Origin of the sequence: Bacteroides sp. AM16-24 (genome assembly GCF_003471885.1) — a bacterium.
Taxonomy (GTDB): domain Bacteria; phylum Bacteroidota; class Bacteroidia; order Bacteroidales; family Bacteroidaceae; genus Bacteroides.
The window spans coordinates 75692-90148 of record NZ_QRKI01000020.1 but is presented as its reverse complement, the minus strand read 5'-3'; the positions used below and the strand labels follow the sequence as shown (position 1 = coordinate 90148).

16 protein-coding genes and 1 pseudogene are annotated in these 14457 nt (G+C 40.6%); 10 read left to right on the top strand and 7 right to left on the bottom strand.

Annotated features, from left to right (window positions below; genetic code table 11):
- Nucleotides 1-15: 15 nt before the first annotated feature.
- From DW182_RS18950 to DW182_RS18935, 4 genes and pseudogenes are all read left to right on the top strand, one after another.
- Nucleotides 16-1629: a hypothetical protein gene (locus DW182_RS18950; RefSeq protein ID WP_044533242.1), complete on the top strand. Its 1614-nt coding sequence runs from the start codon at nt 16-18 to the stop codon at nt 1627-1629.
- A gap of 88 nt (nt 1630-1717) precedes the next feature.
- Nucleotides 1718-2146, top strand: coding sequence for a hypothetical protein (locus DW182_RS18945; protein WP_007660011.1), 429 nt, complete (start codon nt 1718-1720; stop codon nt 2144-2146).
- A 123-nt stretch (nt 2147-2269) separates the two neighbouring features.
- Entirely contained in the window at nt 2270-2965 is a 696-nt protein-coding gene (locus DW182_RS18940) for a porin family protein (protein WP_007660012.1), read from the top strand.
- A 170-nt stretch (nt 2966-3135) separates the two neighbouring features.
- A pseudogene (locus tag DW182_RS18935) lies at nt 3136-4258 on the top strand (ATP-binding protein).
- Nucleotides 4259-4352: 94 nt separating this feature from the next.
- Here the strand turns inward: DW182_RS18935 and DW182_RS18930 are convergent.
- Genes DW182_RS18930 through mtaB form a run of 4 tightly spaced genes read right to left on the bottom strand, consistent with a single transcriptional unit; the run spans nt 4353 to nt 8168 of the window.
- On the bottom strand, nt 4353-4874 hold the full coding sequence (locus tag DW182_RS18930; protein WP_007660014.1) for a methylglyoxal synthase: 522 nt from the start codon (nt 4872-4874) through the stop codon (nt 4353-4355).
- A 45-nt stretch (nt 4875-4919) separates the two neighbouring features.
- The gene (locus DW182_RS18925) at nt 4920-5936 is read right to left on the bottom strand and encodes a glycosyltransferase family 2 protein (RefSeq protein ID WP_115503555.1); all 1017 of its coding nucleotides are present in this window, start codon (nt 5934-5936) and stop codon (nt 4920-4922) included.
- The gene (locus DW182_RS18920) at nt 5929-6831 is read right to left on the bottom strand and encodes a lysophospholipid acyltransferase family protein (RefSeq protein WP_007660024.1); all 903 of its coding nucleotides are present in this window, start codon (nt 6829-6831) and stop codon (nt 5929-5931) included. Before DW182_RS18920 ends, DW182_RS18925 begins: the two co-directional genes overlap by 8 nt.
- Before the next feature lie 17 nt (nt 6832-6848).
- Complete coding sequence (mtaB, locus tag DW182_RS18915; RefSeq protein WP_115503554.1) at nt 6849-8168, bottom strand: tRNA (N(6)-L-threonylcarbamoyladenosine(37)-C(2))-methylthiotransferase MtaB; 1320 nt, start codon at nt 8166-8168, stop codon at nt 6849-6851.
- An 86-nt stretch (nt 8169-8254) separates the two neighbouring features.
- On the opposite strand from mtaB, the gene DW182_RS18910 reads away from it, so the two are divergent.
- The 4 genes from DW182_RS18910 (at nt 8255) to DW182_RS18895 (ending at nt 11942) form a co-directional block, all read left to right on the top strand.
- Nucleotides 8255-9928, top strand: a complete 1674-nt coding sequence (locus DW182_RS18910; protein WP_115503553.1) for a long-chain fatty acid--CoA ligase — start codon at nt 8255-8257, stop codon at nt 9926-9928.
- Between the two features lie 160 nt (nt 9929-10088).
- A complete protein-coding gene (locus DW182_RS18905) occupies nt 10089-10307 on the top strand; it encodes a hypothetical protein (protein WP_044154593.1) in 219 nt (72 codons plus the stop codon).
- A gap of 142 nt (nt 10308-10449) precedes the next feature.
- The gene (locus DW182_RS18900; protein ID WP_147400138.1) at nt 10450-11211 is read left to right on the top strand and encodes a hypothetical protein; all 762 of its coding nucleotides are present in this window, start codon (nt 10450-10452) and stop codon (nt 11209-11211) included.
- Nucleotides 11212-11231: 20 nt separating this feature from the next.
- Nucleotides 11232-11942 (top strand): hypothetical protein, encoded by a 711-nt coding sequence (locus DW182_RS18895; RefSeq protein WP_118296495.1) that lies wholly within the window; start codon nt 11232-11234, stop codon nt 11940-11942.
- 427 nt (nt 11943-12369) lie between these two features.
- Here the strand turns inward: DW182_RS18895 and rplI are convergent, their stop codons facing one another.
- The 3 genes from rplI to rpsF are packed head-to-tail and all read right to left on the bottom strand — an operon-like array spanning nt 12370 to nt 13451.
- Nucleotides 12370-12819 carry a 50S ribosomal protein L9 gene (gene rplI / locus DW182_RS18890; protein WP_007210279.1) on the bottom strand — a complete coding sequence of 150 codons (450 nt, stop codon included), beginning with the start codon at nt 12817-12819 and terminating at the stop codon, nt 12370-12372.
- Nucleotides 12820-12834: 15 nt separating this feature from the next.
- Nucleotides 12835-13104, bottom strand: coding sequence for a 30S ribosomal protein S18 (gene rpsR, locus DW182_RS18885; protein ID WP_007210278.1), 270 nt, complete (start codon nt 13102-13104; stop codon nt 12835-12837).
- Between the two features lie 2 nt (nt 13105-13106).
- Nucleotides 13107-13451 carry a 30S ribosomal protein S6 gene (rpsF, locus tag DW182_RS18880; RefSeq protein ID WP_007210277.1) on the bottom strand — a complete coding sequence of 115 codons (345 nt, stop codon included), beginning with the start codon at nt 13449-13451 and terminating at the stop codon, nt 13107-13109.
- Nucleotides 13452-13611: 160 nt separating this feature from the next.
- Here rpsF and DW182_RS18875 point away from each other — a divergent pair, with 160 nt between their 5' ends.
- Both DW182_RS18875 and DW182_RS22335 read left to right on the top strand, forming a co-directional pair.
- Nucleotides 13612-14058: a MarR family winged helix-turn-helix transcriptional regulator gene (locus DW182_RS18875; protein WP_007660037.1), complete on the top strand. Its 447-nt coding sequence runs from the start codon at nt 13612-13614 to the stop codon at nt 14056-14058.
- A 162-nt stretch (nt 14059-14220) separates the two neighbouring features.
- The gene (locus DW182_RS22335; protein WP_007660038.1) at nt 14221-14397 is read left to right on the top strand and encodes a hypothetical protein; all 177 of its coding nucleotides are present in this window, start codon (nt 14221-14223) and stop codon (nt 14395-14397) included.
- Nucleotides 14398-14457 lie beyond the last annotated feature (60 nt).

Below are 14457 nucleotides of genomic sequence, written 5' to 3'. Positions count from 1 at the left end.
AAAACATTTATGATTATGAAAAAGTATTTCGTAAGTCTATTCTGCATTGCCGCATTTTGCGCTTGCACAGACCAAGTCAATGAGTTCCCATCGCAACCCGATGGGTCTCAATCAAAAACAATCGTTCAGGCTCCTTTAGACCAAGTGACCGCACAAAAAAAGTTTGCCAAAGCATTGTCTAAAGCTGTATCCAACAGCCTTGACGTACGCAAGTTTCTTAAAGCCGAAGCTGTGGCACAATTTGACAATGATTATGATATATTCTATCCGTTGGTAAAAAACAAAATAGTATATGACAAGCAAAGTCTCAGAGATATTTTATTGTCTTACTGTAAAGACGAAAATGAACTCGTTCAAATTGAACAATCTCTTCCTTTACTGAATATATTGGTTCCTGATTTATCTCTATTCTGGGATTTTAATGCAGAAAAATGGAATGTGGATGATAAAGAAGTATCCGTAATATGCCGGGACGATAAAGACAATACGTTATACGAAAACGGTGAAAATATCGGAAAAATGACAACGGGAGACATTCCTGATTTCCCTTGTCTCGTAGTGAAAAACAACGAACGCATGAAAGTTTCCAGTGTCAAGACCAGATCGGGAGAGGCCACTTACGAATTTTTAAGTGATGCCTTTGACGGTAGTAAAAGAAAACTTCAGACACGACACTATGAGGAAGACATAAATCTGCAACCTACAGAAGATTTAGAGGCATATGTCAATGGCAGCGAAATAATGTCGTCTGTAAAAGATGCATGGAACGAATTCAAAAATGTTCCCAACGCCTATCAAAGAGATTATATCTATTATGGAATAACTAAAGAAAATAAGCCCGGAACTTTAAATAGATATATCAGAGAGAAATTGTATAGATTCAGAATTGCTGCCAATGCATACAGTGCCATTAATGATCCCACACAAGACCCAACACTGCAAGACACACAGAAAAACAAAGGGTATCTAACTAACGAAGAAATTATACAGAAGATATGGACAGATGGAAACTTCGAGTTCCACTTTAAGTCATATATATCAGGTGAGGACAGCAAAGAAGCAATGGAAGCTAAGCTTACATTTACTATTAACCCAAGAGATGCATTCTCGTTAGAAAAAATACATTTAAAGCACAAGAACTCTACAGCATTCAGACAATCCAAAAATTTCTATACGGTGGATGCTAAGAATCTAAGATCAAAATGGATTTATCCGGAAAAATCCGATAAAAATGCAGACGATCTGGTTTTCACATTACCATGGGATCTATATAATAAATCTCTATCTATCTTCATGTTTGTAGAAGAGTGGGATAAAGGCCAAACAATCACTCAAGAGAAAAGTGTTGTGAGCGAGTTTGTCAATAAAGCAGACTTCTCAATTGAAGGAAGCGGCAGCATAGGAAAAGTCAGCTTATCAACTAAACTGGGGTATGGTTTTTCTCATACCAAAACTGTATCAAATAAGGCAACGATTCAAACCACAGTAGAATCAGATCCATTAGGAACATTATATTTTCAATACAATGATCCTATCATCCGCGATGAAATCAACGGAACTTATAAACTATATAACGTTTCCAGTGGCAGTGTAGTAGCCACACTCTTACCCGTCGATTCATCTAAGTAAAAAAAGAATTTACCTATAAGTAGCTTCCGGATTACGATGCATTATCCGGTTTGCTACTTATAGGTAATTAATATTATAATACTAAATTATGAAACTAACATACTACCTTCTATTAATAGCCGCATTATTACTAACGGCCTGCAATAATGATGAGGACGAAGAAAAAGAATTCATCATGACTACTCCCCCTATCGGAGAGACCTTCGAAGGCTCGGAAACATCTATAACATTTGAAAGCGAAGACAGTGTCAGTATCCACATCCTCTATCCAGAAGAGAGAATGAAACATCCGGTAGGAAAATCCAAGTATTTATTTGACAATGGGAAAATACAGATATTAAGTCCACATGAACCTTCTTTTCCCTCTATCGAAGCAACAGAAACTTTCGTCAGGTCCTTTGAGGGGCGTTTCACCAGCAACAATAGATTAGAAGCCCGTTTTACAATAATATCGGAGCATGCGTACTGCAGTATGATGGGAACAGGCCTTTGGTATCGTGTCAAACATCCCCAATAAAGGATGTTTTCCTGTCGTGCTCAGAAAGAGAAAATGCTTCGACTGCACTTAGCATGACAATGCCCCAAAAGCATAAAGTGACTAAGATGACATATTTATAAACAATTGATATTATAATATTAAATGAAAAGAATTACATTATTTCTACTATTGGCACTATACCTATCACTACAAGCCTTTGCACAAATAAGAATCGGCGTAGATGCAGGAATGAACCTGACACACTTTAAAAGCAGTGATAACTATGTACAAAAGATAGGTGGCATGGGAACTGGATTCCAAATTGGAGGAACCCTGGATTATGAATTCAAAAAACATTGGATGTTGATGTCGGGAGTCTCGTTCATGCAAACCCAAAGCAGGATGGAAATGGAATATGGCATGCTTCCCCGTTTCCCGGATGCTAAGATAAAACTAAACCATATCGTTATCCCGCTAAAGGTAGGATACAAATTCAAAATTAGCAAGACGTTGAGTTTGATTCCTTCAGTCGGAATGTATGCTTCATATAACTTTAGTGCCGGTGACTGCCCATTGGACATCAAATCTCCGGCTGACGGCAAGAAGATACATGAGAAATGGAATCCGATGAAAGGATATACCGATGCATTTTATATCTCTGACTTGCCCTATGAATTATACCGCATTAATCTCAATCCTCTTCGCCACTGGACTTATGGAGGAATTGCAGGACTGAAAGCTGTTATCGGCAGGCATTATACACTATCATTCCAATACTATGAGGCCATTAAGCGAATACAGTATCAGTGTAGTATAAGAGATTATGGCTATCAGCTTTCTGTAGGATATATATTCTAAATCCTATAGTTGCAAAGAGCAATTGAGAAACACCATCTTCGGGTTATACAATAATTACATTTCCAAAAATATCATGTTTTTTACGGAATGAAATCCGCAAAAAACATGATATTTTTGGATTTACACTTATTATCTGTTATCTTTGCTTTCAGGAAAAAAGCAATAAGAGTATGATAACAAGAGTATTAGAAGAAAGTATACGAAATAAACTGGGACAAGATAAAGCCATTGTCATCATGGGGGCACGCCAAGTAAGGTAAGACTACCTTATTGAAACATCTGTTCAAAGAAAAAGAAGGTATATTGTGGCTCAATGGAGACGAACAGGATACTCGTGCACTTTTTGAAAACATCTCGGCAACGCGTTTGAAGTATATCTTCGGCAATAATAAAACTGTTATCATAGATGAAGCACAACGAATTGAAGACATTGGGATAAGACTTAAACTCATCACAGACCAACTGCCGGACATTCAACTGATAGCAACCGGAAGTTCTTCTTTCGACCTTGCCAACAAAATCAATGAGCCACTGACCGGAAGGAAATGGGAATATAAAATGTATCCCCTCTCCTTTGAAGAGATGGTAAATCATCATGGACTTATGGATGAGAAAAGACTACTTCCCCACCGACTGGTATATGGCTATTATCCGGACGTAGTGAACCATCCCGGCTCAGAGGTTGAAATTCTGAAACAACTTTCCGACAGTTATTTATATAAGGATATCCTGGATTGGGAACATATAAAGAAAGCCAACAAAATAGTAAAACTATTACAAGCTCTTGCTTTTCAAGTAGGTTCCGAAGTTTCATATAATGAATTAGGGCAACTGTGTGATTTAGATCCAAAGACAGTGGAACGTTATGTCATTTTATTGGAACAATCATATATCATCTTCCGCTTAGGATCTTTCAGCCGTAATTTACGAAATGAACTAAAGAGTAGCCGAAAAATATATTTCTATGACAACGGCATCCGCAACGCGGTTATCGCCAACTTTGCATTAGCCGAAACCCGCCCTGATATTGGAGCGTTATTCGAAAACTTTATAGTATCGGAACGAATAAAGTTTTTACATTACCACCATCTATGGTATAACACATGGTTCTGGCGCACCACTGCCATGCAAGAAATCGACTTCATTGAAGAAGGCAACGGGCAACTGGCAGCTTATGAGTTTAAATGGAATCCAAAGAGAATCGCCAAAGTACCAAAAACATTTACCAACAGTTACCCGAACGCTACATTCAATGTTATCACGCGAGATAATGTGGAAGAGTTTCTATTATAATTATTACCTACCACCGGTTATTACATTGGAGAAGGGCTAAGAAAGGGACTTATAAATGCAGCATAACAGCAAAAAGTCGTCCTTATTTTCTCCTTTATCCTCTCTTTTTCTTCCGCTTTTTGGCAGACTCCACCGCCTCGGCAACCACCGGTTTATTTTCAAATCGTTTGGTATAGCCGGTGTAATCCGGAACCGTACGTTCGTACATAGGATCTACAAACAACGGACTTGAAATAATATGATCTGCCGTACTACGGTTACAACAGAAAACGATATTCTCCACACCGGCCAGACGAGTCAATGCCTTTACATCCGTATCGTGCGGCTGCAACGTCATCGGGTCAGTGAAGAAGAAAAGGTAATCAATCTCACCGTCCACAATGCGGGAACCCATTTGCTGGTCACCGCCCAAAGGACCGGATTTCAGAATGGTAAAGTCCCACTCAACATCGGGATGCTTTTCCTTAAGAGCCTCAAGGATAAGAGTTCCTGTAGTACCTGTACAGTAAAACTTGTGCCCCATAAGCAATTCTGAGTTCCAGAGGACCCACTCAATGAGGTCTTTCTTCATGGCGTCGTGCGCCACTAATCCAATCTTTCTAACTAATTTTGTCATAAGCCAATACCGTTTAAATAATAAACAATCGGTAAAAAGAAAAAGCTATAATTGCGAGAAAAATTTCTTTCCACGTAAATAATACTGCGCCAAGATACTGCTTTTTGTCCATTCCGGTATCACGGAAAGGGAAGTTTTTTTCAGGTTTTCTTCGCGTGCAGCAGTGAAAGAAGAACGTAACCGACGATATTCACGGCGCGCACGAAGTACAGCCAATGCATTGGGGAACTGGAGTTTAAGAGCAAAATTCAATGCAGCCACATAGTCGAGGACAGCACGAATACGCATCACCGAAGACAAATCTTCCGAAGGCAGGTTCTTGTAAAGCATGACAAGATTATTACGAAAATTGAGGTAAGTCTTTCGGGGATTTTCTTTCTTTAAAGTAGCACCGCCTACATGATAAACCACACTTTGCGGCACACATACAATCTGCCTGCCACGTGCACGAAGTCTCCAGCATAAGTCTATTTCTTCCATGTGGGCAAAGAATCGTCCGTCCAGCCCTCCGGCCTCACAATAGTCTTTCAGGCGGATAAACAAGGCTGCACCTGTAGCCCAAAATACAGGAATAATGGTATCGTATTGCCCTTTGTCCTCCTCTACCACACCCATAATCCGCCCACGACAGAACGGATAGCCGTAACGATCGAGAAAGCCGCCTGCCGCACCTGCATACTCAAACTTCCCCTTCTGCCGCCAACTCCGTATCTTCGGCTGGCAAGCTGCTGCCTCAGGATGTGCCTCCATATAATCTGCCAATGGCTGAAGCCAATGCTCCGTCACTTCCACATCCGAATTGAGAAGTACCACATACTCAGCATCCACTTCCAGCAAAGCCTTGTTATAACCATCGGCAAAACCCTGGTTTTCTTCCAGCAGTATCAATCGGACGGTAGGAAACTCCCGACAAAGCACCTCAACAGATGCATCCGTTGAACCATTATCAGCAACATACACCACAGCACCGTCTGCTTCGGAAAAGCGTACCACGGAGGGAAGAAATGAGCGAAGCATTTCACACCCGTTCCAGTTTAATATTACAACTGCTATCTTATCCATTTTGCTTCTCCAGTTCTTCACGTTTCAGTTTCCAACGTTTATGAGACCAGAACCAATAGGCAGGAGCACGACGAATCGTTTGTTCCAGACGGCGTACGAAAAGTTCGGTTATCTCCCCTTCAGCAGTCTGTTTAGGGGTTTCGGTCAACAAATCGAAGTAGGCTTTGCAATGTCCTCTGCCTTGTCTCTCCAATTCGCAATAAAATACAGGATAATTCATCATCCTGGCAATACGTTCACCTCCATCCATGAATACGGTTTCCTGGTTCAGGAAAGTAGTCCAGTGGTGAGCTTCGTTACGATTGGGCGATTGATCGGTAATCAAACCGACCACTACATGCTTCCCTTCACGGCGCAACCGGATCACTTCGCGGGCAGTAGAGTGCTTCGGCACATTATAACCACCATGCCGGGCACGGATAAGCTTAAACATTTCGTCCACATACTTATTTCGCAAAGGTTTATACACCTGTAGCGGCACATCTTCGGGCTTCATGAAAGCGCCCATTGCTGTCAACCACTCAAAGTTGGCATAATGGGGAATGAGCACAACAATGCCTCCATGTTTTTCGAGCATGGCAAGATATTCTTCTGTGTTACCATACTCCATACGCCGGGAAAGGTCTTCGAATGACATACGCATCATCTTGATTTCTTCCAGCATATAATCGCAGATGTAGTGATAAAACTCACGCTCAATCTCACGAAGTTCGGCTTGAGACTTTTCCGGAAAAGAATTCTTTAGGTTTTTACGAACCACCCCACGACGGTAATGCACCACATGGCGCATCAAGAGATAGAGTCCGTCAGACAATATATAGAGTGCCCGGAAAGGAAGCAAAGCCAGAAGCCACATACCTGCGTAAGTCAGCCAGTAGATAAGTTTCGATTTCATACTTTTCTTATACCTTATTATAATAGTAAAGTTCCCTGCAACGCCGTCCCGTCTTCATTGAAATTGCCCAAGCGTACAGATACCACTTGATTGTCCAGTGTATCATTATGGGGAACCTCTATCCGGATATAGTTAGCCGTAAAGCCATGCATCGGTGCACCCGGCTTGGAACGTTCCAGCAATACCGGCATAGTTTGTCCGATATGGCGGGCATAGAATGCATGCGTCTTTTCATCCGAAAGTTCCAAAAGACGCTGACTGCGACGATGCTTTTCCTCCGGAGTTACCACATGGTCTATCTTCAAAGCCTGTGTACCCGGCCGTTCGGAATAGCTGAACACGTGAAGTTGGGTCACATCCAGACTCTTAATAAATTCATAAGCCTGCTCAAAGTATCCATCCGTTTCACCCCGCGTACCCACTATGACATCCACACCGATAAAAGCGTCGGGCATCATTTCTTTCACTCTCTGCACTTTGGAGGCAAAGAGTTCCGTATCATACCGACGGCGCATCAGTTTTAAAACGTCGTCACTGCCGGACTGCAATGGAATATGGAAGTGAGGCATAAAACTGCGGGAATGCGAAACAAACTCTATGATCCCATCAGTCAGCAAATTAGGTTCTATGGAAGAGATGCGATAACGTTCAATACCTTCTACCTCGTCCAACGCCTTCACCAAGTCGAAGAAAGTCTCTCCGGTGCTCTTGCCGAAATCGCCAATGTTAACACCGGTCAACACAATCTCCTTTCCCCCTTCGGCTGCAGCCTGACGTGCCTGTTCTACCATAGAGGCAACCGTTCCATTGCGGCTCCGTCCGCGAGCAAAAGGAATGGTGCAATAGGAACAATAATAATCGCAACCATCCTGTACTTTCAGAAAATAGCGAGTACGATCTCCCCGTGAGCAGGACGGCGCAAATGAATGGATATCTTTCAACGCTGAAGCATACGCCTCTCCCGACTCATTTTTCTGTAAATTACCGAGATATTGAAGTAAGTCCTTTTTCTGTTCGGCACCAAGTACCACGTCCACCCCCTCAATCTTTGCAACGGTTTCGGGCTTCAACTGGGCATAACATCCGGTCACAACCACGAAAGCATCCGGATGTTGCTTCACCAAGCGATGAATAGCCTGGCGGCATTTCTTATCTGCCACCTCCGTCACCGAGCAAGTGTTCACTACACAGATGTCCGCCTTCTCTCCCTTACGTGCCGTACGCACGCCTGCTTCCCGCAAAATCTTACCGATAGTAGAGGTTTCCGAAAAGTTCAACTTACACCCCAACGTATAGTAAACCGCTGTCTTATTTTGAAATATATTGGTATCAATCATATCTATTCTAAACACATTTCTGCCACAAAGTTACATATAATTCTTAGAATTTTCCTACTTTTGCACAAATCATCAATTTTCGTGCAATGATACAAGAGAACTTTATCAAACTCTACGAGCAGAGTTTCCGTGAGAACTGGGATCTTCCTTGCTATACCGATTACGGTGAAGACGAGAGTTATTCCTATGGACAAGTGGCGCAAGAGATAGCTAAATTGCACTTGCTATTCAAACATTGCAGTCTGCGCCGGGGCGACAAAATAGCTATTATCGGCAAAAACAATTCCCGTTGGTGCATTGCTTATATGGCAACCATCACTTATGGAGCCATCGTTGTCCCCATCCTTCAAGATTTTAATCCGAACGATGTACATCATATCGTCACTCATTCCGAATCTGTTTTTCTCTTTACCAGCGATGCCATCTGGGACCATCTGGAAGAAGAACGGCTGACCGGACTGCGTGCCGTGTTCTCCCTTTCCGATTTCCGTTGTCTTCACCAGCGTGACGGTGAAACAATCAACCGTTTCCTCAAACATCTGGATGATGAAATGCATGAAACTTATCCGAAAGGTTTCCGCCGGGAAGACGTGCAATATACAACCCTCTCTAATGATAAGGTGATGCTGCTGAACTATACTTCGGGTACCACCGGTTTCAGTAAAGGTGTTATGCTGACAGGAAACAATCTGGCAGGAAATGTCACTTTCGGTATACGCACCGAGCTATTAAAGAAAGGAGACAAAGTATTATCTTTCTTACCTTTAGCCCATGCCTACGGTTGTGCCTTCGACTTTCTCACTGCCACTGCTGTGGGAACCCATGTCACACTTCTAGGTAAAGTCCCCTCCCCCAAGATACTGATGAAAGCTTTCGAGGAAGTAAAGCCCAATCTCATTATTACCGTACCGCTTGTTATCGAGAAAATCTATAAAAATGTTATCCAGCCCACTATCAATAAGAGAACTATGAGGTGGGCACTCAGCATTCCTTTACTCGATGGACAAATCTACGGGCAAATCCGTAAAAAACTGGTAGATGCCCTGGGCGGACGTTTCAAAGAAATCATTATCGGTGGAGCTGCCATGAACCCGGAAGTGGAAGAGTTCTTCCACCGCATCAAGTTTCCGTTCACTATCGGTTACGGTATGACAGAATGTGCACCATTGATCAGCTACGCTCCCTGGAACGAATTCATCCCGACTTCTTCCGGTCGTGTACTCGACATCATGGAAGCCCGGATTTATAAAGAAAATCCGGAAGCTGAAATTGGTGAGATACAAGTGCGAGGCGAAAATGTAATGGCAGGATATTATAAAAACCCGGAAGCCACGAAGGAAGTTTTTACCGAAGACGGCTGGCTGCGTACCGGTGACTTGGGAAAGCTGGACGAAAATAATAATCTCTATATCCGTGGCCGCAGCAAGACCATGATTCTCAGTTCCAGCGGGCAGAATATTTTCCCCGAGGAAATTGAAGCACGTCTCAACAATCTGCCATTCGTTCTGGAAAGTCTGATTATCGAGCGTAATAAGAAACTGGTCGCTTTGGTTTATGCAGATTATGAAGCGCTGGATTCCCTTGGCCTGAACCAAACGGAAAATATCAAAACCATTATGGATGAGAATCTGAAAAACCTGAATAACAGTGTGGCCAGTTACGAAAAAGTAAGCCAGATACAGCTCTACCCTAACGAATTTGAGAAAACCCCCAAAAGGAGTATCAAGCGCTACTTATATAACAGTATTGCAGTAGATTAGTATGTTATTAAACATACAAAAAGTCGTCAAAAGGGGCTAACCTCCAAAAAAAACATAAAAAAAGTTGGGATTTGGAGAACAACCTATCAAAAAAGTACATACCTTTGCAGCGTTTTAATAAAGCAATTGATTGTATTACGTTTTTAAAAAAGCAAAGAAAATGAAAAAATTAGTTTTGATGGCTGTAGCTATTGTAGCAGTATCTTTCGCATCTTGTGGTAACAAACAAGCTGACGCTGAAAAAGCAACAGCAGATTCTATCCGTATTGCTGACTCAATTGCAGCAGTAGAAGAAGCAGCTGCAGCAGCAGCTGAGGCAGCAGCAGCCGCAGCAGCAGACACTGTAGCAGTAGATAGTGCAGCAGTTGTAGCTGAATAATTTCAGAACAACACACTGAGAGAATTGAAAGTCTGACGTGCGAAAGCACGAACAGACTTTTTTTATACCCTTTTGTTTCCTTAGCCCTACAATTTTTCCTACATTCATATTCTTATTTATTTTAAATTATTCTTATCTTTGCTTGGCAACATTAAATAATAACCTTATGAAAATAAAACCGTCAAACAAATTAAAATACTTAGCGACAGAATATAAGTTGGGTGACTTCTTCCGCAATTTCATTGCAGTAGTATTAGGCATTATTCTCACCTTTGCCGGAAGCGACTGGATTACAGAACGCAACACCCAAAAGGAAATAAAGAAATCACTGCAACTGGTGAAAAGTGAGCTTCTTCTGAATAGGGAAGAAATAGAAGCTATGGGAAACAGAGTAACTTTGGAACAACGTGCCGCAAATTATCTTTTTGAGAATAAAGACAATGCAAGTAGAATACCTAAGGATTCCATTAATAAATATTTCCCTCTTCTTTTTCAATGGAGCAAATTCACATTCACCAATGATGCCATAGAAATGCTCAAAGCTTCTGCACTTATTCAAAAAATTCAGAACAAAGAACTTGCCCTGCAAATAATCAAAGCATACGGAGCCATCAAAGCCGCTGAAACATCTTTTGAAACATATAGTAATATAAAAGATCATGTGCAAAACGACTTCAATGATAATCCCAAAGTAAAGTCTTATGCATACAACCTGACGAGGCTAAGAGAAAAAACCGAAGATATCGTAAAAGACTTAGGGCAACAACTTCATCTTCTATTTACCCTACCGGAAGGTTTACAACTCCTTCAAGCAATCCCCAATATACAAAAAGCACGAATTTATTTCGCCTGTGTAGAAGAAATCGATAAAACAATCGAAGCTATCGAAAAAGAATGCGAATAAACCAACAGCTGAAAGAATAAATGAAAAAGAAACTGAAAGAACTCATTACATCCCCTACCACAACAAGACGATTAGGAGATTTTATCTGTAATTTTACAGCAGTAGTATTAGGCATCATTATCACTTTCATAGGCAGTGATATGATCCAAGAACACAATAAAAAGAAAGAGGTTACACAAGCTTTACAATTGGTGAAAAGCGAATTGCTCATCAACAAAGAAATAATAGAGGATATGAAGGAATTAGAGATATTCAACAAACAAGGAGCACGCTATCTGCTTCAATATAAGGACAGAATAAATGAGACATCCTCAGATTCTTTAAACTATTACAACTATTTTCTTTTCCAATCAAGAGACTTTCTTCCTCTTACCGACGCTATGGAAATGCTCAGTGCATCTTCTCTAATGCAAAATATTGAAAGCAAAGAGCTTGTTGTTCAAATCATTCAGGCGTATGCCGTTATTAAAAGTTCACATAAGTTTTATGAAGGCTTTTCCAAAACAAAAGAAAATATGACAGCAAAACTTAGCGATCGACAAGATTTTCAGGAATTCTCTAATAAAGGTAAGACGACGCTGAGGGAAACCTGGAATTTTGTTTTTAACCTCCCGGAAGGCCTTGCTGCCATACGGCAAATCTCCTATATACATGATGATCCGCAGCTTACGTACAACCATCACCTAGAATTAATTGACGAAACCATCAAAAGAATTGACAAGGAGTATTAGGTGACGTTAAAAAATAAAGTGGTATAATGGGCGTTCTATTTTTTTCCAATAGGAAATTTCTTTCCCAATAGGAGAAAAAGAATTTAGTAATAGACTAATAATACGAATCAATAGTTGAATTTAGTTTCTCTCAGGTGCGGGTTGATTTCTTTCAGAGCGGTTTTGAATTAAATGATGATTTATCAGTTCGCTTTTGATAGTCAGTACTATCTGTCATCCTTCGACAAGCTCAGGATGACAGATAGTACTGCTTAATCATTTGCTTCATTACTTTTCCGTTTTGAAACAAATGCTCATTTATATGTACCAAGTTATTTTTAAGCATTACTAAGTTAACATACTTATCACATCCGGTAAATGCTTATCAAAAATAAAAAAGCCCGGCTCCTCTCGGAAACCAGACTTTTTCTATATATGAAGTATTCAATTATGCTTCTTCAGCAACAACTTCGAAAGGAATTTCTACAGAAACTTCCTTGTGCAGCTTAACGATAGCTTTGTACTGGCCAACTTCTTTCACAGCGTCTTTTACAACGATGATCTTACGGTCAATTTCATGACCTAATTTAGCCAATTCTTCTGCAATCTGGATGTTACCAACAGAACCGAAGATAGTACCGGTTGAGCTAACTTTAGTAGCGATCTTCAAAGATACGCCTTCCAATTTAGCTGCCAATGCTTCAGCATCCTTCTTGATTTTTTCCAATTTGTGAGCACGTTGCTTCAAATCTTCAGCCAACATTTTCTTTGCAGCAGGAGAAGCAATCACAGCTTTACCTGTCGGGATGAGGTAGTTACGACCATAACCAGACTTAACAGTTACGATATCGTTCTTATAACCCAAGTTTACAATGTCTTCTTTCAATATAATTTCCATACTTTCCTCCTCCTATTATTTCATCATGTCAGTTACATAAGGCAACAAAGCCAAGTGACGGGCTCTCTTTACAGCTTGAGCTACACGACGTTGGAACTTCAAAGAAGTACCGGTGATGCGACGCGGAAGGATCTTACCTTGCTCATTCAAGAATTTCTTCAAGAATTCAGGATCCTTATAGTCGATATACTTAATACCACTCTTTTTGAAACGGCAGTATTTTTTCTTCTTAACGTCCACTGACGGCGGAGTTAAATATCTGATTTCTGATTGAACTTGTGCCATGATTAATCCTCCTTTTTAGTTGATTTAACACTTCTTCTCTTCGCAGCGTATTCAGCAGCGTACTTGTCTTGCTTGAAAGTCAAGAAACGGATAACGCGCTCATCACGACGGAAGTTAAGCTCTAACTTGTCAATTACAGTAGGGTCTGCATTGAACTCAATCAGCTGATAGAAACCAGTTGACTTCTTCTGGATAGGATATGCCAGTTTTTTCAGTCCCCAGTTTTCCTCATTTACGATCTCAGCACCTTCAGCAGTAAGGATGCCTTTGAATTTTTCTACCGCTTCCTTCATCTGAACATCAGACAAAACGGGAGTTAAAATGAAAACGGTTTCGTATTGATTCATACTTGTTTAATTAATGAATTAATAATTCGTTTAAAAATTTGCGGTGCAAAGGTAGGGATTTTATTTTGATCTACAAACATTTAATGTTTTTTTGTGCCGCGAGGATAGGATTTATCATGGAAGTGACTTACCTTTGCAAAGTTGTTTAAACAATAATTTCATGATCGAGCAATTTAACTTTGACATCCGGCTTATCTTTGCCATACTGAATGGTAAAGTTTCCGCCGCAATCAACCGAAAACTGTCCCGTAACTTCCGCCAGAACGGTTTGGAGATTACTCCGGAGCAGTGGACCGTCCTTATCTTTTTGTGGGAAAAAGATGGAGTGACGCAACAAGAGTTGTGTAATGCAACTTTTAAGGACAAACCCAGTATGACGCGCCTGATAGATAATATGGAACGCCAACATTTAGTGGTTCGTATCTCTGACAAGAAAGATCGCCGCACCAATCTGATCCACCTCACCAAAGATGGAAAGGAACTGGAAGAACAAGCACGAGTGATTGCCAACCAAACTCTGAAAGAGGCATTGCATAGTATCACTGTGGAAGAACTGCGCGTAAGTCAGGAAGTATTAAGAAAAATATTTTTTAATACGAAAGATTAGTGCAAAATACAGCGAAAGAATTAGTATAAACGGCTTATGGAAAGCCTGCAAAACCAACTATTTATCCTCAATAATAGTTTTTTTGCAAAAATAATTTCGCTTGTTAAAGAATTATGCTTTTCTTTGTGACAAGAATATAATAATCTATTAAAATACACACACATGAAAGGTTTATTAAAAAATCTGGGCTTGATATTAGTCTTGGTAGGAGCTGTAATTTTAGTTTCATGCTCTTTTACCGGTAATGTTAACAACAATACCCTTTTAGGTACTTCAGCAGTTTTGATGGTACTGGGTTTGATTTCATACATTATTATCAATAAGAAATTGGCAGACTAATCATCGGAAAAGAATAAAAAAGGCGGTTACTTTAAAAAAGTAACCGCCCTTTTTGTTTCG